Annotated in this window: 24 protein-coding genes and 1 pseudogene; 13 read left to right on the top strand and 12 right to left on the bottom strand. The window is 34.2% G+C overall.

Annotated elements, in window-relative coordinates; genetic code table 11:
- Window positions 1–32 precede the first annotated feature (32 nt).
- From NML69_RS00500 to NML69_RS00480, 5 genes are all read right to left on the bottom strand, one after another.
- Entirely contained in the window at window positions 33–998 is a 966-nt protein-coding gene (locus NML69_RS00500; protein ID WP_254724988.1) for a hypothetical protein, read from the bottom strand.
- 807 nt (window positions 999–1,805) lie between these two features.
- Complete coding sequence (locus NML69_RS00495; protein WP_254724987.1) at window positions 1,806–2,336, bottom strand: hypothetical protein; 531 nt, start codon at window positions 2,334–2,336, stop codon at window positions 1,806–1,808.
- Window positions 2,320–3,444 (bottom strand): AAA family ATPase, encoded by a 1,125-nt coding sequence (locus tag NML69_RS00490; RefSeq protein ID WP_254724986.1) that lies wholly within the window; start codon window positions 3,442–3,444, stop codon window positions 2,320–2,322. The genes NML69_RS00495 and NML69_RS00490 overlap by 17 nt, the downstream gene beginning before the upstream one ends.
- Window positions 3,444–4,202 (bottom strand): DUF6414 family protein, encoded by a 759-nt coding sequence (locus NML69_RS00485; protein WP_254724985.1) that lies wholly within the window; start codon window positions 4,200–4,202, stop codon window positions 3,444–3,446. Before NML69_RS00485 ends, NML69_RS00490 begins: the two co-directional genes overlap by 1 nt.
- A gap of 566 nt (window positions 4,203–4,768) precedes the next feature.
- On the bottom strand, window positions 4,769–4,942 hold the full coding sequence (locus tag NML69_RS00480; RefSeq protein ID WP_083936654.1) for a FanG protein: 174 nt from the start codon (window positions 4,940–4,942) through the stop codon (window positions 4,769–4,771).
- Between the two features lie 28 nt (window positions 4,943–4,970).
- On the opposite strand from NML69_RS00480, the gene NML69_RS00475 reads away from it, so the two are divergent.
- The 3 genes from NML69_RS00475 to NML69_RS00465 all read left to right on the top strand — a co-directional run bounded on the left by NML69_RS00475 (window position 4,971) and on the right by NML69_RS00465 (window position 7,204).
- Window positions 4,971–5,585: a CadD family cadmium resistance transporter gene (locus tag NML69_RS00475; RefSeq protein ID WP_302851670.1), complete on the top strand. Its 615-nt coding sequence runs from the start codon at window positions 4,971–4,973 to the stop codon at window positions 5,583–5,585.
- Between the two features lie 11 nt (window positions 5,586–5,596).
- Complete coding sequence (gene cadX / locus NML69_RS00470) at window positions 5,597–5,935, top strand: Cd(II)/Zn(II)-sensing metalloregulatory transcriptional regulator CadX (protein WP_000711085.1); 339 nt, start codon at window positions 5,597–5,599, stop codon at window positions 5,933–5,935.
- 450 nt (window positions 5,936–6,385) lie between these two features.
- The gene (locus NML69_RS00465; RefSeq protein WP_254724983.1) at window positions 6,386–7,204 is read left to right on the top strand and encodes a DUF3825 domain-containing protein; all 819 of its coding nucleotides are present in this window, start codon (window positions 6,386–6,388) and stop codon (window positions 7,202–7,204) included.
- Window positions 7,205–7,474: 270 nt separating this feature from the next.
- On the opposite strand, the gene NML69_RS00460 is transcribed toward NML69_RS00465, so the two are convergent.
- The 3 genes and pseudogenes from NML69_RS00460 to NML69_RS00450 form a co-directional block, all read right to left on the bottom strand.
- Window positions 7,475–9,694 carry a DEAD/DEAH box helicase gene (locus NML69_RS00460; protein WP_254724982.1) on the bottom strand — a complete coding sequence of 740 codons (2,220 nt, stop codon included), beginning with the start codon at window positions 9,692–9,694 and terminating at the stop codon, window positions 7,475–7,477.
- Window positions 9,691–11,297, bottom strand: a pseudogene (locus NML69_RS00455) (site-specific DNA-methyltransferase). The gene NML69_RS00460 and the pseudogene NML69_RS00455 overlap by 4 nt, the downstream one beginning before the upstream one ends.
- The gene (locus tag NML69_RS00450; RefSeq protein WP_254724981.1) at window positions 11,297–12,493 is read right to left on the bottom strand and encodes a helix-turn-helix transcriptional regulator; all 1,197 of its coding nucleotides are present in this window, start codon (window positions 12,491–12,493) and stop codon (window positions 11,297–11,299) included. The pseudogene NML69_RS00455 and the gene NML69_RS00450 overlap by 1 nt, the downstream one beginning before the upstream one ends.
- A 379-nt stretch (window positions 12,494–12,872) precedes the next feature.
- On the opposite strand from NML69_RS00450, the gene NML69_RS00445 reads away from it, so the two are divergent.
- The 7 genes from NML69_RS00445 (at window position 12,873) to NML69_RS00415 (ending at window position 17,720) form a co-directional block, all read left to right on the top strand.
- Window positions 12,873–13,349, top strand: a complete 477-nt coding sequence (locus NML69_RS00445; protein WP_368406877.1) for a hypothetical protein — start codon at window positions 12,873–12,875, stop codon at window positions 13,347–13,349.
- A 99-nt stretch (window positions 13,350–13,448) separates the two neighbouring features.
- Window positions 13,449–13,763 (top strand): hypothetical protein, encoded by a 315-nt coding sequence (locus NML69_RS00440; protein WP_254724979.1) that lies wholly within the window; start codon window positions 13,449–13,451, stop codon window positions 13,761–13,763.
- Complete coding sequence (locus NML69_RS00435; protein ID WP_254724978.1) at window positions 13,763–14,851, top strand: AAA family ATPase; 1,089 nt, start codon at window positions 13,763–13,765, stop codon at window positions 14,849–14,851. Before NML69_RS00440 ends, NML69_RS00435 begins: the two co-directional genes overlap by 1 nt.
- Window positions 14,851–15,492, top strand: a complete 642-nt coding sequence (locus tag NML69_RS00430; RefSeq protein WP_254724977.1) for a hypothetical protein — start codon at window positions 14,851–14,853, stop codon at window positions 15,490–15,492. The genes NML69_RS00435 and NML69_RS00430 overlap by 1 nt, the downstream gene beginning before the upstream one ends.
- Before the next feature lie 91 nt (window positions 15,493–15,583).
- Complete coding sequence (locus NML69_RS00425; RefSeq protein WP_254724976.1) at window positions 15,584–16,183, top strand: replication protein; 600 nt, start codon at window positions 15,584–15,586, stop codon at window positions 16,181–16,183.
- Entirely contained in the window at window positions 16,174–16,437 is a 264-nt protein-coding gene (locus tag NML69_RS00420; protein ID WP_254724975.1) for a helix-turn-helix domain-containing protein, read from the top strand. The genes NML69_RS00425 and NML69_RS00420 overlap by 10 nt, the downstream gene beginning before the upstream one ends.
- A 65-nt stretch (window positions 16,438–16,502) precedes the next feature.
- On the top strand, window positions 16,503–17,720 hold the full coding sequence (locus tag NML69_RS00415; RefSeq protein WP_254724974.1) for a tyrosine recombinase XerC: 1,218 nt from the start codon (window positions 16,503–16,505) through the stop codon (window positions 17,718–17,720).
- A gap of 106 nt (window positions 17,721–17,826) precedes the next feature.
- Here NML69_RS00415 and rpsI read toward each other — a convergent pair whose 3' ends face one another.
- Both rpsI and rplM read right to left on the bottom strand, forming a co-directional pair.
- Entirely contained in the window at window positions 17,827–18,219 is a 393-nt protein-coding gene (rpsI, locus tag NML69_RS00410) for a 30S ribosomal protein S9 (protein WP_000075973.1), read from the bottom strand.
- An 18-nt stretch (window positions 18,220–18,237) separates the two neighbouring features.
- Window positions 18,238–18,684: a 50S ribosomal protein L13 gene (rplM, locus tag NML69_RS00405; protein ID WP_001044624.1), complete on the bottom strand. Its 447-nt coding sequence runs from the start codon at window positions 18,682–18,684 to the stop codon at window positions 18,238–18,240.
- A gap of 395 nt (window positions 18,685–19,079) precedes the next feature.
- Between rplM and NML69_RS00400 the strand changes: the two genes are divergently transcribed.
- Genes NML69_RS00400 through NML69_RS00390 form a run of 3 tightly spaced genes read left to right on the top strand, consistent with a single transcriptional unit; the run spans window position 19,080 to window position 21,028 of the window.
- Window positions 19,080–19,406 carry a PadR family transcriptional regulator gene (locus NML69_RS00400; RefSeq protein WP_000273868.1) on the top strand — a complete coding sequence of 109 codons (327 nt, stop codon included), beginning with the start codon at window positions 19,080–19,082 and terminating at the stop codon, window positions 19,404–19,406.
- Window positions 19,393–19,992 (top strand): DUF1700 domain-containing protein, encoded by a 600-nt coding sequence (locus NML69_RS00395; RefSeq protein ID WP_254724973.1) that lies wholly within the window; start codon window positions 19,393–19,395, stop codon window positions 19,990–19,992. The genes NML69_RS00400 and NML69_RS00395 overlap by 14 nt, the downstream gene beginning before the upstream one ends.
- Window positions 19,985–21,028: a DUF4097 family beta strand repeat-containing protein gene (locus tag NML69_RS00390; RefSeq protein ID WP_254724972.1), complete on the top strand. Its 1,044-nt coding sequence runs from the start codon at window positions 19,985–19,987 to the stop codon at window positions 21,026–21,028. Before NML69_RS00395 ends, NML69_RS00390 begins: the two co-directional genes overlap by 8 nt.
- Window positions 21,029–21,199: 171 nt before the next feature.
- On the opposite strand, the gene NML69_RS00385 is transcribed toward NML69_RS00390, so the two are convergent.
- Window positions 21,200–22,399, bottom strand: coding sequence for an ABC transporter permease (locus NML69_RS00385; RefSeq protein ID WP_254724971.1), 1,200 nt, complete (start codon window positions 22,397–22,399; stop codon window positions 21,200–21,202).
- Window positions 22,396–23,289 carry an ABC transporter ATP-binding protein gene (locus NML69_RS00380; protein WP_235097110.1) on the bottom strand — a complete coding sequence of 298 codons (894 nt, stop codon included), beginning with the start codon at window positions 23,287–23,289 and terminating at the stop codon, window positions 22,396–22,398. The genes NML69_RS00385 and NML69_RS00380 overlap by 4 nt, the downstream gene beginning before the upstream one ends.
- Between the last annotated feature and the right edge of the window lie 219 nt (window positions 23,290–23,508).

Below are 23,508 nucleotides of genomic sequence, written 5' to 3'. Positions count from 1 at the left end.
TTCACAAAAAACTGGACTAGACCTAGCAACTCCTACTCTAATTTTTGCAACAGCTTTACAACTTGCTGATTATCAATCCTCACATAGTATACACCACTATCATTGACAAGTTTATCCTCTTTATACTTAGCAATTTTGACAGCATACAGACCTCTTGGTAGGGGTTGGTTGGCAAAAAATTCCTTCATGAGCGCTTCAAGCTCTTTAAGATAGTCATCATACAAGAGATCTCTTTTTTCTTTTGGAACGAAATATTGAAATTCAAATATTGGGATAAAAATCTCTTTTTGGAAAAGATATTGAGCATCCATTGGGTACATTCCTTGCAGAGCTTGACCCTTGCTTTGATTTTCCTCCAATATTTCATTATAAAGATAAATATTATCAGATTGGTTATTAAATTCAAAACCAATACCTTGATACTTCAAATCAGGAAGTTTAGGATCTTTGATTGAACTGTCCAGTGTTTTTAAAAATTCGCTGGTGCCTGGACTAATCTCAATTCCTAAATAGGCTAATTCTGGGAAAACATCATAAATTTTTTTATAATTCTTGTAATCAACCTCTGCATCTGTTTTTCTATATGTTTCCGCTTTCGAAAAGCGAGTATAGTATTTAAATCGAGTTTTAACCTGATAGGTTTTTCCGGCTATATTTTCACTGTAGGTACCATGGATTATAAATCCTCCCACGCTTGTATAGTTTTTCTCGTAATTTTCTAACTCAAACTGTCCTGTAAGACCGTAGTTTTGATAAGAACGATGTACAGCTTGCTCAAGCTCAGTTCGACTTGCATGGGCAAACAGCCCCCACATATCCATTAGAGCAAAAATTGGACTGAACACTGTGAAGATTACGATTGGGATCACTATGGATAAGCAACCTATTAATAGCCAATTTCTTTTCTTGGCATTTCCTTCAGATTTTTTAGCAGTTTTCTGTCTCCTTTTTAAGATTAGGATGAGCAAAATCAAAATCCCTAATACCAATAAAACCAATCTACAATCTCCTTTTTATTTTGGACAGCTGTTAACAGATGTATAAGAGACTGGCAGAAATACTCATCTCACCTGCTAACTTATCCTGAATTCCATAAACTCGTCTAAAACGAGGAGCAATCCTTGTCTCATTATACCACATGAGAGATACCGTGAGAAGATGAGAGAAGCAAAAAGCACCCCATGGTGTGAACCATGAAGTGTTGTAAATGCTGTATTGTAGCAGGTTCTTAAGGTTTTGAGGCAACTGACTTTGTCAGATTGCACCAATTTAGTATGAAAATATAAAAAGAACACCTCGAAAGGTGCTCTCTGTAAGTATAGTAATTCTCTCGAATTAACGTTTTGAGAATTGTGACGCTTTACGAGCTTTCTTAAGACCTGGTTGGGGCATCACTTATTTTATCCAATTTCAAAATGCTTTAAAATCAACTTTTTCACGAATTTCAAAAAGATAAAATTTCAACTAATTTTAATCAATTTCATCAAAATAAGGTAAACTTTCAATCAAAATAAGCTAAAATCGAACCAGAATATCAAAAGTTTACCTTATTTGGTTTTTACAGATATTAACTAGGGATTTACTACACGGCAATCGACAGTAGAAGCCTTCATTTTATTTGATTTTTGAAATTGAAAAATTTCACTACTTCGTGGTACAAAGCAATCGAATCTCTACATTTTTCTCTACACTTTTTAGATAATAAAAGTAAGACAGGAGTTTTACGTCCCAACGCCAATCCGTGGCGCTACCTAAATAACGATGTCTTACGTATTTATTTTATTACATCCAAAAATAAAAGTCAATTATAAATTTTGCTTTTTTCTCTTCATTCCTGCTGCAATTCTAGATAATTCCACTGCAACTTCTTTCCCTAACATCGCTAAATCAATATAAGAATCAAAATCTATCAATTTAGGATGACTGCTATCATAAGTTGCTAAATCATGAACAATCTCATTCCTAAGTTGCTTAAATTGATATATTTTATTTTCACTAGTTGATTTATCTTTACTAAATTTCCAATCATCATAAGTTTTTGATGAATCCACAAGCATTATCTGCGAACCTATTAGTCGATAATTTAGATAACTAACAAGCTTCTTCAATTTTTTATCAATTATGCTATCCTTTATCATAATTTGTTCATAAATATATCCTATTTTGTTATCGAGCGACATTTTTTTTGCTGACTTTCCTAAATGTTCAACAATTCTCTTTGTTCTATTCTCGATAATAGCATAAGAACATGAAATTGATTCGATATAAAATCCTTCTTCAATTGCAATATTCATACGCTCTCTCAGGTGATTAACATAATCAGTTTGATTTACCATTTATTATGACCTCCAATAATTCATCCGCAACAACATCTTCAGCGTACTTCCTTATTGCTCTAACATTAGGGAGGGTATTTAGATGCGATTCAATACAAGCTAATATCTTGTCCTCATCTAGATATTCCTGATACCTTTCAGCTATATATTCAGAGCTAATAATTTTTGAATACGTCAATTTTAAAATCTGCTTTTTCTCATCAATAGATAGTGGAGAAAATTTAACAAAACCATCAAATCGGCTCAATAGTGCTATATCAATATTTTTTTCCATTTCTAAACGACTTTTAAAATTAGAGGTGCAAATAATAATTGAGTTTCTTAAATCTACTTTATAATTTTGATCTTCATAAATACCTTCATCAAACATTTGAAAGAAGGTGCTATGAAAAAATGCAGGAGCTAAAGCGAACTCATCAAGCAAAATAACATTAGATTCTCTGTTTAATAATGTTTTAGAAAATGAGTCTTCGCTATGGTTTGTTGATTTAAAATATTTTACACTTGATTCACCACCAACCATCGACATTTGTTCTCTAATAATATTGTTATTTCCATACAGTGTAAATGATAGTTGTTTTGCTGTTTCAGTTTTTCCTATTCCTGGCTCACCGTAAAACATTAGAACTAATGGTTTTGAACTCGGACGTATTAGCTGAGCAACCAGTTTTCTCAATAAACTTTGCTTAGCTTTTCTTTGACCAATTATATGTTCATTTAAGTCTTGTGTTACATCTTGGAGTTGATTTTCGTTAATCTTTTCAAAAGAACTTTGCTCAACAAATATACTTTCCGAAGAAATTCGTTGTCTAATTAAGTGGAAAAACTTTTTTGGAGGATTATGAAGGTAGACTTCTAAAACATTAGCAGTTTCAAAAATTTTGACCAATAAATCAATATTCTCAAAAACTAAACTTGTTGATAATGAATATGAGTCCATTCTAAAAATACAAATATCTTTTTCCCTAAGAGGTTCTGCTATGTCCTGAATTCCCTCTCCATTTGGCCAATTTATAAGTACTTCATTAAACGAAACATGATTATCTAATTTAATAACCCGCTCATTAAACTTTTGAACTGGTTCAAAAAAAATCTTAAATACTACCATTAAACACCTGCCACTAGAATATCATATATCGGAATTTTCTCATTATCCTTTTCTTCATCAAAGTCAGCTCCTAGTTGCGATTGACCTTGATTTGATAATCTATCTATCATCGTATTAAAACTTAAATCAATTGAATCCACTTCTCCAACCTTAATTCCATAAAGTTTGACATCCATCTTAGTTAAGTCACTCAAAGTATAATTATTACGCAAACCCGATATATTGAATCTGAAAATCATTTCTTTACTCTCTGAACTAACACACTTAATTTCATAATATCCAGAGAGCCTGTCCAAAGTCCGTTCAATATTTTTTATTTCAATGCCTTTAAAATTATTTTTATCATCATCTGTAATACTATTCATTTTAGTAATATCACTAATCATATCGAGAACAGGAGTGATGTTACGGTAAAAAGCGGGGGAGTCTTTTTCAATAAAAAGCTTAACATTATCTAAACGTTCCACTTTTGAAGAACCTTTTTTATTGGTCACAAACTTTTTAAAGTTACTTAGCAATGTAGAGGTAATCTGTGATTCTACTACACCGCTTCGTTGATATGAAGCATTGCCAGAGAGTCCTATTTTAAATCGAGTAAAGAAATTCATACCAACCTTTCCCTCGGCATCTACCTCAACCATATTTTCGGACACACGTTTTATGATATCAGATTGTATCCCATTTTGATGTAATTCTAAAAAATCAAAAACAGCTTGCTCATCAAGATAAACAATTTTCCCAGCAAAAAAATCAGCCATTACTTCCTCCTTGTTACTATATATTCAGACTATTTGAATAATCATATTATACCAAAATATCAAGTATTACTAAAAAAATACTACTATATATCCGTCAATTTAGTTTCACTACTAGCTTTAGCAGGGATAACAATTGCAGTTCTCATTATCATATTTATCTACCATAATGTCATATCTACCATTTTAGTGGTTTCCTATAAGCATATTGGACATAATTATTCATCAAATTTTATTATTTCTCGAGCTAAATCGCTATCAGGATGTTTTTTCATAAAATAACGTTCTCTTGCCCGTCGATGGGACACCACTTATTTCATCTAATTTCAAAGTGCTTTAAAATCAACGTTTTCATAAGTTTTCAAAAAGTAAAATTTCAACTAATTTAAATCAGTTTCATTAAAATAAGGTAAACTTTCATAAAAAAATAAGCTAAAATCGAACCAGAATATCAAAAATTTACCTTATTTAGTTTTTACAGAAGTGAAGTAAGCATTCAATACGAATCAATACATAAGAAAAACGCTGATTTCAAGCGTTTTTTCTTTTTTCAATTTCAATACATTTCACTATATCTCAGTCCAAACTCTACCTTTTTTAGATAAATATATCATCTGGATATTGAAGTTGAGCCCTGCTATCATTTCGATGGCAGGGCTTTTTAATGTTTGGTACACTACCTTCTTATCTATATTTTGATGGAGCTGAAGTTGACATCTACAAAGTTTAATGTTAAAATACATTCAAAAATATATTTGAATGAGGTGTTTTATGGTTCAAAATGTTGTTACTTCAATAATCCTGTATTCTGGGACAGCCGTAGACTTACTTATTATCCTAATGTTATTTTTTGCCAAAAGAAAAAGCAGAAAAGACATCATTAACATCTATTTAGGACAATTTCTAGGCTCTGTTAGTCTAATATTGCTAAGTTTACTTTTTGCATTTGTCTTAAATTATATTCCTAGTAAAGAGATTTTAGGTTTGCTCGGTTTTATTCCAATTTTCCTAGGACTCAAAGTTTTGCTTTTAGGAGATTCTGATGGAGAAGCTATTGCAAAAGATGGTTTGCGCAAAGATGATAAAAACCTGATTTTTCTAGTAGCTATGATTACTTTTGCTAGTTGTGGTGCTGACAATATTGGTGTTTTTGTCCCATATTTTATTACCTTAAATTTAGCGAATTTGATAGTGGCTTTACTTACTTTTCTAGTCATGATTTATCTCTTGGTTTTTTCTGCCCAAAAATTGGCACAAGTCCCTTCTGTTGGAGAAACTTTGGAAAAATATAGCAGATGGTTTATTGCCGTTGTTTATTTAGGATTGGGGATGTATATCCTGATTGAAAACAACAGCTTTAACATACTAAGGACTGTGTTCGGCTAGGAGAAAAAATTATGAAAAAAGATAGTATATGCCAAGTGAATATTATAAATCAACAAAATGTTACAACCGCAACGAACTACCTTGAAAAGGAAAAAGTCCAAAAATCACTTCGTATTTTATCAAAGTTTACCGATAATAAACAGATAAATATCATCTTTTATCTCCTTGCTGTTGAAGAACTCTGTGTCTGTGATATAGCCTGTTTACTAAATCTCAGTATGGCATCTGCCTCCCACCATCTTCGTAAACTAGCCAATCAAAACATCTTGGATACTAGAAGAGAGGGGAAAATTATATATTATTTTATAAAAGATGAGGAAATCAGAGATTTTTTTAATCAACTAGGATAACAACTATTTTTACTACTCTACCATTCACTCTACCTTTTATTATGTAGCATTCTAAAAACATTGATGTACCAACGTTTCTAACAGCTAAAATAGAAATTATTTAATCTTTTTATAGAGGTTAAATAGTGGGTCATTACGTTTCAGTAGAAATGAAAAAAACTTGATTTGACGCGATTCTTGAATTTTCAAAATTCAATGTATTGCAATAAAAATCAACCGAATGACCACATTTTTGACTACATTTTTTGTGAAATAAATTAGATGTTCGGATATATAGAAAACGCTCTAGTCATATTGCCTAGAGCTTTTTTGTATTGTTAGAGAAAATGAGAAGGTTTTCATGATAAGAATGTTAAGAAAATATTAGACAGGATTGAAGAGTAGATTTCTATGTTATTAGAATATTTTTTAGATGTATGATATAATAACAATAATAAAATAGAAGGGTAAATGCTTGGAATGAAAAATCTTAGTGATTATTTAATAGATAAAGATACCGATGAAATAATTTGGAAATTTGCTTTTTTAGGTAAACAAGAGAATTTAAATTCAAAACTTCAAGAACTAGCTGACCTAGCTGAAGAGGAAAATTGGACATCAGCTAATTCAGATAAGCATAATAATATTTTGTATAGTTATTTAATCCATACTTTTAATAGAGCTTTTGAACTGGGAACTGAATACGTTGTTGTTAATGAAACAGAAAAATATGCTTGTTTCAATACAGGTTTATTAACAGATAATGGTGAGGATATCATTTGTCTGTTTAATACTTTTGACAGTAGTGCTGAGTATCATTGGCATCTATATGGATTCCGTAAAGTATCTGATTGGGATTTTTTAGCTGAGTTTTCAGTCACTCCCAAAGTTCCACATTATTTTAGTAACCCTGCTGATTTATATTTTGATCCAAATAAAGAATTAGTCAAGAATTTAGATCATATTTTAGATGATAATTTCTCAAGATTTAGTGAAGATTTGCAAACTAAAGGTAAATCTTATATTCATGCTCTTCTAAATAATGCACTCGACCTTACAATCACCAAATGTAAAAGAAATTATCGTATTGTTGTTCCTCAATATTATCGAGGAAGAGTAACATATCTTTTACCGGTGACTATTGATAACGAATTAATGTCTTTAGCAGTTGAAAGTATTAATGGAAGATACCGTGTAAATACAATTTTTACTTTGGACATGGCATATAAAAATGCTAGACTTCTAATGAAACCAGAAGTAGATTGGATAACATCAGTTACTAAAAAATAAAAAAATCAACATCTATCTAGATGTTGATTTTTTGAAGTTAAAAACTTCACTCCTGCCCATTATATGACAATGGGCCACACATAAAACATTCTTAAAAAAATCGTAATTATAAACAAAACCTTCTATAAAGAGATATCGTTCACCATTATTCTATCATCACCTTGATTACTTGTCAATAGTTAAGTATGTGAAAACAAAAAAAGAAATTATTTTTAATCTACAACAAAGTAGGACTATAATTTCGTTGATTTGAAAGATATTTTTCACTATTTATAAAAATAATGTCTCAATATCCTTCCAAAGGGAATTCCCCATTTCATCGCACCATTCCCCATCATTGAGATACCAAAGTTTCTCATCATAGTCACGAATAAATGCCCATTTCACACCATGCCGTTTTGCATAGTTTTTTAGCGCTTCGTACTTAGCTGGTGCGTAGGGGTCAATATTTTTATCCTGACCGGAGTGTGTTTCACCACCCTTGGTTTCAATAATATAAATATCCTCATTTTTCATTTTAACGATAAAGTCTGGATAAAAATGACTTCGTCCACCATTGGTACCGTATGCTAGAGAGAAATACTGAGGTCCTTTATCACCATTTTTATAAACAAAATCAACATCGTCACGATTTTCTAAATATCGTTCTAAAAGACGTTCTACTAGACTAGGTCGAACAGCGATGGATGCTGTAGAGTAGCCCTCGTAAGCACTACTATAAACAGGCTCAGCTTCTATCTTAGGATTATAGGCGTATCGCTCCTCCAACGGAAGTGAAAAATCATTTTGTTGAATGTTTTCTAGTTCTAGAACCATTGCTTTTTCGACATCAATTTTTCTAAATTCCTCTCGAAGAGTTCTCCAATGATTAAGTATAAACGCTGTCCATTCTTGTGCATCTAATTGTAGAAGGGTTTCTTTCTTTGGTCTTCCATCTTTTAGGAAAAAACGTTTTAAAATTGCTTCGACTTTTGAAATTGGGAGATGGATTACACGATCAAGTTCGTGGAAGGCGTGAAGTAGATCAAGACGGTTTCCTCTATAGTCAACTTCTACTTGGCGATTAAGGTCTTGTAACCGATCAGTATGTTTTAGTGTATCAAAACGGCCTTGTTTATAGGTTGTTTTTATTGTACGTCCAATGTTTAATCCAATGTTTTCGACAGTATTTCGGTTTGCCTCGAAATTATCAGTGAGTCCCCAATCTCTTTTCAATCCTTCATAGAGGTTTTGAAGAATGACTTTTTCGCTCTTCTCTTCTGATTCATTAATAATACGCTCACTTACTAGTTTTAAACTTCTCGCTTTATCCTTTAATCGCAGAAGTGGGGTAGGAACAACAGCTCCACCTTGGGCAAAAGCACCATTCAAGAAATCACTATCAAACGTGTATAGATAAGCGTTATCTAAAACATCGACCTCGTAGTGGCCTTGTTGAGGCTGTGGCATACGACGAATACGTCCGATAGTTTGTATAGTGAAGGCTTCACCCATTTTTTCACGAATCTTAATAAGGATTTTTGCTCTGGGGGCATCCCATCCTGTGGCGATAGCTTGCTTAATAATAACATATTCGACTTCATTATTAAGATTAGTCACATCAAGATGGTTTCGTTTCTTATCAGCTAACCAAATTCCGAGTGTTCCGTCCTCATAGTTTTTTCTGAGTTTTTTATTGAGATAGTCTTCAACTCGTGTTACAAGTTCGGCTTCTGAATCGGATTTATCAGGGAGTTGAACGATAACAAGAGGATTCACTCCTTGCACATTATTATCAGAGTATGCTTGGACAATCTCTCTCCGTTTCTGTTCTGCTGCTTCAAAGAGAATTTCAAACTCATCTTTAACTTCAAGATTGATATTTATCCCTTCATTCACGACAACTGATTTTGTGATGAGCCCAGATGATATAACAGACTCTTCTGACACCTCATAAAATTCAGATAAATCGGGTGTTTTAGGGTCATCAATTGTAGCCGATACTCTAACTGTTTTTGAAGCTTTAAATCGTGAGATAATATCCCGAGCTTTCTTTGTATCATTTCTATGCGCTTCGTCGATTACAAGAATAAAATGTCTGTCTTGTTGAAATGCTTTTTCAATCTTATCATCGAGATTATCTCGTTCACTATCCGTTAGCATTGCCTTAGATTTTTTCCCGACAACACGCTCATAGTTAATAAAAGTTACTGTTCCATTATCAAATCCATGAAGCAGAGCATCGTCGACAGATTGAGGTTTGATACTTGAAAAATTTTTAGCTTTATCTTGACTTTGTTCTTCTAGTTCACCGGCTCCGGGAGTGAACCAGACAAAAGCAACGTTATCATGTGTAGTTGAAATATAATCGTTAATCCAGGATAAAAGACAGATTGTTTTTCCGGAACCCGTAGGGGCCTTAATAACGAGCTCATTGACTCGGTATTCAGGAGCAATAAAACTGAGTAATTTATCGACTATATCTTTTTGAAATTCTTTTAAAGTAATCATGACCAAAGTTCCTTTCCAAAGAAGTAATCAGGAATTTCTTGTAGAGTGATATTTAGCTGATTGAGTTTTTCCTCTTCAGTGCTATCAAGAAAAACATCAGGATGAATAAAGAGAGTTGCCCTTGAACAAGTTTTTCATTTTTCAAAAGGTCTTCCAAATGTTCCTCGGTTAGAATAATTTGAACAGAAGGGTCAGAGATGTCAACACCAAATTCCAGTTCAACAAGGGGAGTTATATATTTAAGTAATTCTTCTTCAAGTGTAATATCAGGGAATTGGCTTTTATCAACAAAGTCTGTTTTAAAATATTTTAAGTTAAAATTTTGAGGAACATAAAAATCTGTTCCCTCAGACAATTTTAATAATCTAGCGTGAGTTATTTCACTTGCAATGTTATTTTCATTGTTGGTAGCTAGAATAAATTTTCTATTGCCTCCAGCTTCAATGACAGCTTGGGCAGTTGTTCCTGAACCAGCAAAAAAATCCAAAATAATAGAATTCTCCGGGACTGTGACTTCAATCAAATATTTCATCAATTCTAATGGTTTAGGATTATTAAATTGAACAGATGGTAGTAATTTTTTTAAAAACATTGTTGTTTTTTGATTATCAAAAACTCCCCAATTTGATTTTAATGCTTTTGTTGGATTTCTCATATTGTTCAAAAATTCTTTCTGTTTAGGAAGATTTTCTTTCCAAATGATTCTATCCTCTGCTATCATTCTTTCTAATGACTCTTTTGAGAACGCCCATGTATTCGTATATTCTTTTCCTGTGTTAGGATCTTTTATTGTAAAGGCATCTTCAATAGGCTTAGTCGTGCTTTTTATATTGGATTCTCTCCAAGGTCCTCTTGGATCATTATCTGGATTCTTAAATCCTGATTCATCTCTTTTTTCTCCCAAGAATCTGAATTTATCCGATATTTGATAAGCTAAAATATACTCATGTACACCGACCATCATATTCCTTGGCGGCACACCCTTTGCAGATGATTTTTTATCCCAAACAATAGACTCTACAAAATTATTTTCACCAAAAATTTCGTCCATTAACAATTTGGGCTGACAGTGTTCGTTTTCGTCCATACTAACTAAAATGACTCCGGTATCAGACAATAAATTTTTAGCTATTCTCAATCTCTTGCTCATAAATGATAACCATTTAGAGTGTTTAAAAGAATCCTCTTTTTCAACAAAGTTGTCATTATATTTGAAATCTTTGTTTCCGGTATTATATGGCGGATCAATATAGATAACATCTATCCTACCAGTGTGTGTTTTTTCAAGTAAATGAAGGCTGTGTAGGTTATCTCCCTCTAGCAAAAAATTATAGTCAGTTGAGTTAGGATTACCTGTAATTTTTTTATTTCGGTCCTCTACAAAGACTGGAATTTTTGTTTTCATCTCTTCTTCAACAAATTCAGCATGTTCTTCCCAAACTAAACCATATTTTTTGGTGTGTAGTAATCGAATTAATTCTTCTAATTTTTCTATATCTTCGTTTCGATTATCTTCACGAGCTTTTGCAAGCAGACTTCTAACATAATGGATTGCTTCATCCTTTTCATTTTTTCGTGGACGTTCATTAAATTGTTCGACCATTATAAATAATCCTCCTTTTTTCTTGTCAATTGTACCGGTAGATCCTCTAGAAAGCTTAACAATGTTATTGAATAGTCTGTTATATTTTTTTGCAAATACGATACGCAGGCTAATCGAACATCATCTTTTACTAGTGGAGCAAAATCATCAATTATTTCTTCAATATTAAAACTATGACTAGAAAGGAAATCAACTTTGTCTTGTATCAGTTTTTCCAAAGAGTCAAGTATAGTTTTAGCAAATTTGTCATCATCACTCTTGTATATCTTCCAATTCAAATATATCACAAATTCTTTGCTAGGAACTGGCAAATTTATAAAATTCTGATCTAAAATGCTTTGCTCGTATAGAAATAAATAATATGCAGAAAAATAACTGAATCGCTCTAGTTCGTGAATAAAGATATCTTTCATTAACCTTATATTTGAAGAAAAGATATTTACAATAATGCCCATGTGAGAATCTATCTCGTGTTTTGAAGAAAGAGTAGCTTTATCTTTAAGTAACTCATCCGAATAATTTAAAATAGTTCTTTCTCCTAACATTCTTAATAGAGTTGGCGAGGATTTTAAAATTCTGTCTATTGTCGTTATGCTTTCAAGGCAAGTAGAGCGGTAAAGTTCATATTTATCAAGATTGCTATATTCTTTACGTATACTAGATTTTGCTATCTCATAGATCATATTCTTTGAAATCTCTTTCATTTCCTCCAAGGGGAAATCATTTTTCTGAACATACTCTTTTATCTCACTAATAATGCTATCTAGAGAGCGGTCTAATGATGTCTTGTTTTTGTATATTTCTTTATTAAATCTATATCTAATAGAATCGCTATGTATTGAATTTAATTTATTTAGTTTTTCTAAATTTTTATTTAACTGATAACCTTCATTATTTCGAGTATAGTATGCAAATAACGGTAGGTAGTATTCAAAAAGAAAATCTAGTGTTTCTGTTATCACTTCGTACTCTTTATTTCTTATTGATACACCTGTCTTTGAAATACTCTCTTCAGAAATATGTAGAACTTCAATTATTTTTTTTAAGGTACTTTTATGTGGTGTACTGGTTCCATTTAACCATGGACGAACTGCTCTGGTCGTTTTTCCTGTCATTTTGGCAAGTTGATCAACTGAGATATTCTTATTTTGTAAAATGGTATTTAACTTCTTATAATCAAAATTTTTACTTTCCATAATTTAATTATATCATTTTTTAGGAAGTTTCCTTTTTTAAAAAGCTACAAAACTTCCTGATCATTGATTTAATAATCTTATTGGTAGAAAAATAAATTATTTTTTTCAGATAAAATAGAATTATCAAGAAAAATCTTGATAAATAATTAAATAGTTCTTTTTGATGGCCATCAAATTGACGGATTGAAACTCAAAATATAGACAGTCATATTAGTTATCTGTATTTTGTGAAGTTTTGCCGTTTATTTGGTGTGCTTTTTTGTACCATTCGGTTAAACTCTATTAAGTTTCTTTCTGTCTTAGGACGGCAAGGAAGAAAATGACTTATAAAAAGATTATGACAAAATTGTATTGTAAGCTACTCGGAGAATCAGTACACATGCGTCTTAAAGAATTACAAATCTTGCAAAATCAAATTGGTTTTGAAACACCTGATGGAGAATTTGAACTTATATCAGAAACAACTGTCGGGCAAATTATTAAAGGGAAAAGGAATCTTAGTTTTAATGCTTCACTAGCTTTTCAAACTAGCCTCAATTACCCAACACCAAGAAAACTATTCTTTCCAAACAAAGAGTTTATGCTCCAACTTTTTCAAAACTTGATAATTGCAATTTTAACAGACCCCATTTTTGATAATAGTTTACTCAAAAAAATTTTAAAACAAAAACTTAGAAATTATTCCATTTCGTCAAACGAGCAAGTATCCGACTTTACTGACTATTATCAAGAAACTCTTATTACTTCTCTATTAAATTTTATCTCTGAGTTTCCAGAAGAAGAAACATCCTATCAAATTGCTGAAAAATTAACTGATTGGTTATCTGAATTTGCCTACCTCATATCACAATTTTAAAAATAGACTGTCATAAAAACTGACAGTCTGCTTCATGAAATTACGTTAAACTAAGATTGTTCTTAGCTAAGACAAATAATCAAACACGAGGTAAATCTAATGAAAACACGCAATCGCAAAGGTGGCTACTCAGTTAATACTGCTAATGAATATATTGACAACAAGCAGGGAATTTTCTGCTTAAGCACCGAACTAGAAACACAAATTAAATTTGAAGACGGTCAACCAACAGGGGAAATTGTCGCTTATAAAGCTTGGTTCTCACAAAAAGGGCTTCCGCCTTTCCGAGTCAAATTTGAATCTGAAGTAGTTCTACCATCATATATGTCATTAGTACAATTTGATAATCTTCAAGCTTGTGAAGTTGGCTTTAACGTCTACTTCAAAGCTGACAATGTCAAGGAGGTCAAATAATGGTATCTAGAACAACAGATACCGTCTTGCAATCATACTTGCTCCAGAGCCTTAATATGGCTCTTGGAGCCTTGATGCAAGGCGAAACAAGTTATACAAACAGTTTTAACATTGTCATTCAAGAAAACGGTTTCATCTTCATCCCACGACTTCCCTGCGCCTATATTTTAGACGATGAGCTCTATAATAAAATCTTCTTGATTGCTAACGCATCCCTATACCCACATTATACTTTATTGAAGCAAAATGCAACATACTTTGTCCCGCTAAAAACGGATGATATTCATGTTCAGCGAGGACTCTTCTTTCCGTGGAAGATGGGAATTTCAAAACGATTGGTCATTCCTGACCTTGATAGATATACAACAAGTTTGCCCAAAAACCAAATTCCAATTATGGAAAATTTTACGCTTAATTTTGATAAGGTCAATCACATTGCAATCTGTGGAAATAGTGGTTCGGGTAAATCTTATGCTCTTACTTATCTACTAAGTGTACTCAAAAATCAATCTGATTTAATTATCGTAGACCCAAAATTTGACACGCCTAGTCGTTGGGCACGTGAACATCAAATTGCCGTGATTCATCCTCTTGAAAATCGTTCTAAGTCCGATTTTGTATCAGAAATCAATGAGAAATTAAGTCAATGTCTAGAACTGATTCAAAAACGTCAAGCAATCCTATACGAGAATCCACGTCATGAGTTCACTCATATGACAATTGTGATTGATGAGGTTCTTGCATTATCCGAAGGAGTCAATAAGACGATTAAAGAATCGTTTTTCTCACTCTTGTCTTCTATCGCACTTCTTGGCCGTGCTACAAGGATTCATTTACTATTGGTTAGCCAAAGATTCGACCATACTACCATTCCCATTTCTGTTCGTGAACAACTTAATGTCCTCATCCAGATTGGCAACATTAACAAGAAGACGACACAATTTCTATTTCCCGACCTCGACCCAGAAGGTATTGTTATCCCTATTGGACATGGAACAGGTCTGATTCAAGTAATTGATAACGAACATCCTTATCAGGTACTTCCGCTACTATGTCCAACCTATTACACAAAGAAAGGAATTCTTTAATGGTGAAAAAATCTTACTTCATGAGGACATTCAACCTCAATATCAATCTAATTCTAGTTTCATTTCTAGCAGGATTTATAGGATGGTCTCTGGATTTTCTATCAAATCAGTTTAACCTAAATCCTCTGAGTTTTTTTGACCTCTCCCAGTTCAATGGCTATTTAGATTTAGGAAGTAAATATTCTTATACAGCAATGTCCTTCCTTCTACTTACACTATTTATTTCTGTAATGTTTGAAATTCTGAATCGATTTCGATTTGATAGTCTATTCAACTATTTTAAGTCCGTATACTTTACATTCAAACTTCGTCAGTTTCTAACGCAACGTGAAAAATCAGAAAAAATAACCACGATTGACAATCAGAATATAACTACCTTTAATCCCATAAATAGTAGTTTTAATCACTGTGCACATAAAAGCATCGTAGACATACGAAAAGATGATGTGACGGTTTTTGTCAAAGTTCCTCGAGACCAGCAGGGGCAAAAAATCTTGGGTGACATGACTTCTCAACTGAAAGAAGAAGTTGCAAGTCAGCATCCTGATTATTACTTTTCAGCACCTAATCGGATTCGTAATAAACTATGGTTAGTTGGTAAAAAACGACAAAAAGGGGCTATGGCTTGCGTTAAGCAGTAGCCAGATAGCCCCTTCTAGCATTTTCCAAGATAATTGGGGTTACTACGACCCCCAATTATCCTGTAATCAGTAATCAGAAAGGTATATCAAAATGGTAAAAGAACAACGCTCCAGCAAGTGGACATTCCTTTTTTACAAAGAAAGCGCCCCTGCTGACTATCTTGAAGTTCTTGAAGAACTACACATCCCCTTCATCCTGAGTCCTTGGCACGATAAAGACATTAACCGACAAACTGGGGAACTGAAAAAATCTCACAAACACGGGGCTTTCTTCTTTGATTCTCTCAAAAGTTATAAACAAGTTTCTGAGCTAATCAAGGATAAGTTGAATGGCCCTGCTCATGTAGAAATCGTACAATCACCCAAAGGACTTTTCGACTATTTCATTCATGCTGAAAATAAGGAGAAAACTCAATATGATATAGATGATATTGAAGTTGGATGTGGTTTTAATCTCGATAAATTTCTTGTAGAAAATAACTCAGATGATTTCATGCATGAAGTTGTGGATATTATTGAGCAGAATGACTTCACAGAGTTTGAAGAACTCGTCTGGTATGCACGAGCTAATCACACACCACTTCTTGGACTTATCATTGAGCGTACCTACTTTTTTGCTAAGTATTTGGATTCACGTCGATGCAATCCAATGAGGAACCAAGATAAGAAGGAGGAGAATAAATGCAAGTAATCCTACCAGATGAGCAAATTCACCAAATTCAACTATTATTATCCAATCTTATTCAAAAAGAAATTAAACAACAATTAGAAAAAAATCCTTTAAGTTGTCCCTATTTTAACAAACAACAGACTTGCGACTATTTAGGAATTTCCAACAATACTCTTGATTCATGGATTCAAAGGGGGCTTCCATCAATCAAAATTGGAAAAACAATTCGATTCCACAAAGATGCTATTGACCGCTGGCTAAACAGTAACAACTAGAAAAATCAAGATTTTTATTTTATAATGGTCATGATATTTTCTGGTTCGATATAAAGGAGAATATCATGACTATCAGTAAGACAAAAAACGGAACTTACCGCTTAAAAGTCTATATACCATTAGAAGCACGAATGCCTCTTGGTATCGTTAACAATAACTATTATGATAAGAGATTTAAAACAAGAAAGGAGGCACGACAAGCAGAGATAGACCTACTTACGAAGCTAAACCAAATTGAAGATAACGTCTTTTCGGGACTAGGAAAAGAAGATATTCTTTTCTCGGACTTCTATAATAATATTTGGTGGGAATCTTACAAAGCAGGACAAACTACATCTACTTCGAAGCCACCAAGCAGGTCAACAATTGCTAACACCAAAACATGTTTTAAAAAGCATATATTACCACTTCTTAGCAACTATACGATTCAATTTTTAAACCAAAATAAACAGGTTATTCTAAATTTGATGACGGCAAAAGCCAACGAATATGCCAACTTCAAAACTTTACGAAGTTACGTTATTTCTATTTTTGATTGGGCAGAAGAACTTGAGTATATTGAAGCAAATAGAGTTGCAAAAACTTTAAGACGAATTAAGGCTGTCAAAAAAATTCAACTTGCAGAATCAAAACGTGATGAAGATTTATATTTAACTCATGAGCAACTCCAAGAATGGTTCTCAGCCTTTAAAGAAGATTTAGAGAACGATAAATTATCACTCAAAGATTACGTCCTTTTCTATCTCACTTTTTTCCTTGGAGATAGAAAATCAGAAACATATGCTCTCCAGTGGAAACATATCGACTTTTCAAAATCTCAGATTCAGTTAATTCAGGCTCTAGATAGATATGGACAAGTAAAATCTACCAAAGGAAATAAAAAAACTATCTTTTCTATTTCTAGCGACTTACTTCAACTTCTAACCTTATGGAAAAAACAACAAAAATATGAACTAACAAAGTTTGGTATCATCACTAATCCAGAACAATTCATCTTCACTTACATAGATACCAGAGGAAATGTCAATAAACCTTTACACTCTGACTATCTCAATAATAAGATGAAAACTATCAGAAAGCGACACCCAGAGCTTACACACGCTACACCACATAAACTACGTCATACGGGAGCAACACTCGCTAAACAGGCAGGAATGAGCTTAGAAGCTATTTCCGAAGCTCTAACACATAGCGACACAGGTACAACACAGATTTATGTCAATACTTCTAATGTAGTCCCTATGGCAGTCGGTGAATTTGCCTTAAAGTCTCTAAAACAATAAGGTTAAAATAAGGTAAACTTTGAGGTGAACTTTTTCAAAAAACATAAAAAAAGCACCCATGAGGTGAACTCTTGAGTGCTTTGAAACGTTGATATAATCGTGTCGATTAACGTTTTGAGAATTGTGATGCTTTACGAGCTTTCTTAAGACCTGGCTTCTTACGCTCAACTTTACGTGAGTCACGTGTAAGAAGTCCTGCGCGTTTCAATGAATCGCGGAAGTCTGGGTCTACTTGAAGAAGGGCACGAGCGATACCGTGACGGATAGCTCCTGATTGACCAGCGTATCCACCACCTACAACGTTAACGAAAACGTCGTATGAACCTACAGTTGAAGTAACTGCGAATGGTTGGTTGATAACAAGACGAAGGTCAGCGTGTGGGATGTACTCTTCAACATCTTTTTTGTTAACAGTGATTTTACCAGTTCCTGGAACAAGGCGAACGCGTGCAACAGCGTTTTTACGACGTCCAGTACCTGCATATTGTGCTTGTGACATACTTTATTGTTCCTTTCCTTAGATAAGTCCTGAAATATCAAGAACTTCTGGTTGTTGTGCAGCGTGAGTGTGCTCAGCTCCAACGAATACTTTCAATTTCATACCTTGAGCGCGGCCAAGAGTATTGTGTGGAAGCATACCTTTAACTGATTTTTCGATCAAACGTACTGCATTTTTAGAACGAAGTTCACCAGCAGAGATTTGTTTCAATCCACCTGGGTGGTTTGAGTGAGTGTAGTAGATCTTATCAGTTGCTTTTTTACCAGTCAATTTAACTTTTTCAGCATTGATAACGATTACGAAGTCACCTGTATCAGTGTGTGGTGTGAATGTTGGTTTGTTTTTTCCGCGAAGTACGCTAGCAACAACTGCTGAAAGGCGTCCAAGAGGTACATCAGTTGCGTCAACAACGTACCATTTGCGTTCTACTTGGCCTGGTTTAGCCATGAATGTAGTTTTGTTCATGATTTCTCCTATATGAATATCGTTTTTGTTTACAGGGCGGATGTTCCGGTCCGCGGGGTATTTGAAAGGTTCCGGGGCCTTACAAATGGGGTAAACAATACCGTCTACTATCATACCAAATTTTACTACTAAAAGTCAATAGATATGAAAATATTTTTCCCTTTAATCATCAAAGAAGCTTTCATATTAATCGTTCCCAATAAGCTTTCTTTCCCATTTTTAATTAATATACTACTTCTTATTTTATAATAGAGATGTTTTTGCGTAACATTATTACAAACTATTTTGTTAAATTATATATTTTTTTTATATATCATGCTTGACAATTATTCTAAAAGAAGGTAAGCTATATATAAATTAATTATATATATATTTTTTACACAAGGAGGTGGTATATGTATTTCCCTACATCCTCAGCTTTAATAAAATTTCTTATCCTTGCCATTCTTGAAAAAGATGATTCCTACGGTTATGAGATTAGTCAGACCATTAAGCTAATTGCTAACATCAAAGAGTCTATTCTTTATCCCATACTAAAAAAGCTGGAACAAAATGATTATCTCGCAACTTATTCGAAGGAAAAACAGGGACGTAAACGAAAATACTATACACTTACTTCCTACGGATATGAATACCTACTTACTCTGAAAGAAGAGTGGAAACTTTATACTACAACAATCAACGGCATCGTAGAAGGGAGCATTCGACATGACAAAAACTGAATATCTAGCTGAGCTAGAAAAGTATCTAAAAAAACTACCACGTAAGGACTACGAAGAAACTATAGAACATTTCACTGAGTATTTTGACGAAGTAGGACCTGAAGGTGAAGCAACCGCTATTGCTGATTTAGGTAATCCAAAGGAGGCAGCTCATGAAATTATGATACACCTTTTGGACAAAAAGATAGAAGAAGATGAGCAAAAGAATAATTCAGCAAATAGTACAAAGAATATCGTTCAAATTTCTATTTTGTCAATTTTGGCAGCTCCCTTAGCTATCCCCCTTTTTATAGTAGCTATAGTCTTAACTTTTGTTTTCTTTTTATTCATTTTTACTCTGGCTTTCCTAATGGCTATTGTTAGTTTAGCTCTCTTTATATTCGGTGCAAGCTTAATCTGGGAAGCTCTCACACTAGGGCTATCTACCTCCATCCCAGCATTCCTATTTATTCTTGGATTCAGTATTATTGCCTTAGGACTCTCTGGCTTCTTCTTCTCAAATATCTCTCCGATTGTTCAGTTTGGTAAAGCTGGCTTTGTCAAGCTAGCACAAGTATTTGCAAAGAAAGGAGCACATTATGGCTAATATGAACTCAAAGAAAAAATTTTTATCTATAGCTATCTTAGCTTGTATCTTAGGCGGTGCTTTGACGGCCATCGGATCTGCAACAGGTGGATTCAATGATTTAATCAACTCTACTAAAAATAAATCAAAGGCAACAAAAACCGAAGAAAGTTTCTCTAAAATTTCTTCTTTAACTGTAAATCTAGCAATGAGAAACCTCGTTGTCGAAGAATCCTCTGATGATAATATCCATTTAAGCTATTACCAACACGACCACAACTATCAGATTAACAATGATACGTTTGGAAAACTCACGGTAAACTCTGAAAATGGAAAATTAAATATCAGGGAAGAAAATTCAGGAGGCTTTCGTATAAGCTCTGGAATCCAATCTCTCCTCAATTTATTTAGTAACGAGTATCAAGAAAAAAACATTGTTTACCTCACTCTACCAAAGGGAACCAAACTTGAGACGTTTAATAGTAGCTCTTCACTTGGAGATATTACACTATCTAATTTATCAGCAAATAACACTGAAATTACTTTATCCAAGGGAAATCTAACAATCAACAATAGTCAATTCTTGTCTAGCAAAATCCGTAACGCTCTTGGAGATATTACTCTAAACAATAGTCAAATTAGCTCTGGAGAAATCAAAGATTCTTCGGGTAATATCGGACTAAATAATAGTCATTTTGAAACTGGTGAAATCACTACTGCTCTGGGCGATATCAATCTAAATTCAAGTAAAATTTCCGACACTAGTTTAAAAATATCTAGTGGCTCATTAAGTTCCAAGCAATTAGACTTAGTTGGAAACATCTCCATCACTAATCAGCTAGGAGATGTCAACCTGCAACTGCTTCCCAATAGTTTGAATAAACTATCCTTCGATCTAAAAACAACTCTTGGTGATATTGATATCCCTAACGGTATCAATGTAGAATACACTAAAGACAGCAAGCATACTGGTAGTACTCTCGTTCACAAAATTGAAACCCCTACTGCCACTCTCACTATTACTGCAAAAAGTGGAAATATTAAGCTAAACGAATAAATCATTTTTTGCATGTATAGGTGAAAAAGGATCTATGCCTCCTTCCCTAGCACTATGTATTTTTAGTTATTGTTTCTAAAGAAAGTATTAGGATAAAAACACTCAAAAAGGATAAGATTTCACTTGAATCTTATCCTTTTGTTATTTTATATTTTCTTTTAATCCGCAAACCTATTTATAAGCCAAGGCACGTTTAAAGGTTTTCCAGATTCCCAAATCATCTGTTTGAAGGACTAGACTAGCATACATGCGTCCGATAAAGGCTGTCGCAGTAACCGCAAAAACAACCGTTATGGCAAGCGAAATCCAAGCTTCTAGATCACTTGCATACCCATTTATAGCTCTAAATGGCATAAAGAAGGTCGAAATGAAGGGAATGTAGGAACCAATTTTCAGAACTAAATTGTCCCCAGCAGCGCCTAGAGCAGTCACTCCGACGAATCCTGCCATAATCAAGATCATCAAAGGCGACAAGGCTTTTCCTGAATCCTCAGGGCGAGAAACCATAGATCCTAGGAAGGCTGCTAAAACAACGTACATAAAGAGGCTAACTAAGACAAACAATAAGGTATTGAGCGAGAAGGCCTCTCCTATATGGTTTAAAATACCAGATTGTGCCAAAATTGGTAGGTCTTTAAAGAGCAGAATGGCAGCCAGCCCACCCACGACGTAAATGCCAATATGGGTCAAAATCACAAGAAGCAAGGCAATCATGCGAGCGTAGAAATAATGACTAGCTCGGATACTAGAGAAGACCACTTCCATGATTTTGGTTCCTTTCTCGCTAGCCACTTCCTGAGCAGTGACACTAGCATAAGTAATCAAGATCATATAAAGGAAGAAACCAAGCCCCGCAGCCGCAATGGTTTGGACCATCTTTTTATTTTCTTTGGATTCATCAATCTTCTCAGTAAAGTCAACAGTTTGAGCCAAGCGTTTTTCCTGTTCTTGAGACAAATTGGCTGCCGAACGATTGAGTTGGTATTGCAGTTCATTTAGCTTATTGGTTACTGCTAGTTTGATGCCTGTTTCAAGAGAAGTTTCACCGTGATAGACGGCCTTGAGGACGCTGTCCTCTTGGTCAATGGTTAGGTAACCCTTAATTTTCTCATCCTTGATAGCAGCTTGGGCACTGGCTTCATCCTTATAATCAAAGTTGATACCATTGGTACCCTTGAGCCCTTCTTCCACAGATGGCACAGTTGTTACTACTGCTATCTTGCTATTCTTGGCCATAGAAGACCCTTGGAGATAGCCGATTCCTACAGATAAGGCTAAAAAGAGGAACGGCGAAATCACCATAAAGAAGAAACTCCACGACTTGACATGTCGAAGATAGGTTTCCTTCATTACAACCCACATATTTCTCATACTTCCACCCCTGATTCTAGTTTAAAGATTTCATCGATTGTTGGAGCTTGTTGGTCAAAGGTCGCGATGTATTGACCTTGAGTCAGGATTGGGAAGAGTTCCCTTCCAGCGCTCTCATCATCTAGGATTAATTTCCAACTACCTTGTTTGGTCAAGCTCACCTGTTTGACATGAGGAAGATTTTCCAATTCTTCCTTGCTTCGTTCACTTGAAACAAAAAGACGTGTTTTCCCGTATTGATTACGGACATCCTGAACTGGTCCGTGCAAGACCACACGCCCATCACGAATCATCAGGATATCATCGCAAAGTTCCTCGACATTTGTCATGACATGGTCAGAAAAAATAATGATTGCACCGCGCTCTTTCTCTTTCAAGATGACTTGTTTAAGTAACTCGGTATTGACTGGATCCAAGCCACTAAAAGGCTCATCCAGGATAATCAAGTCAGGCTCATGGATCAGTGTGATAATGAGCTGAATTTTCTGTTGATTCCCTTTGGAGAGGCTCTTGATTTTATCAGTCAATTTGCCCTTCACTTCCAATTTCTCCATCCATTGAGGAAGTTTCTCCTTGACCTCCTTAGCATCCATGCCCTTTAGAGTCGCCAAATAGCGAACTTGCTCAAGGACTGTCAGCTTGGGCATAAGACTGCGTTCCTCAGGCAGATAGCCAATCCGAGCGTAGGTTTCCTGACGAATCTCCTGTCCATCCAGACTGATTTCTCCTTGGTACTCTAAAAATTTCAACATACTGTGGAAAATCGTTGTTTTCCCAGCACCATTCTTCCCGACCAAGCCCAGAATCCTTCCCGGACTTGCCTGAAAATCGACACCAAACAAGACTTGCTTGGAACCGAAACTTTTCTCTAGATTTCTTACTTCTAACATTTTCCACCTCCGAGATATGTTGCACCTATTATACTCCTTTTTGATAGCCTTTACAAGGATTTATGTCCATTTTATCGGATTATAAGTAGCAAAAGTATCCTTTCTCTAATAAATTTTAAGTATTTCAGCGATAGCTTTAGTATAACTCATTAAAGACTTTCTGAGATGGCTTCCTCCTCAACTATCACTTTTCTCTTCTGAACTGTCCTTTTGAAACTA

The organism is Streptococcus sp. CF8-6 (genome assembly GCF_024295845.1).
In the GTDB taxonomy this organism is placed as follows: domain Bacteria; phylum Bacillota; class Bacilli; order Lactobacillales; family Streptococcaceae; genus Streptococcus; species Streptococcus oralis_BO.
Note: the sequence above shows the minus strand (reverse complement) of the source record. Positions and strands in the feature narration are given on the sequence as shown.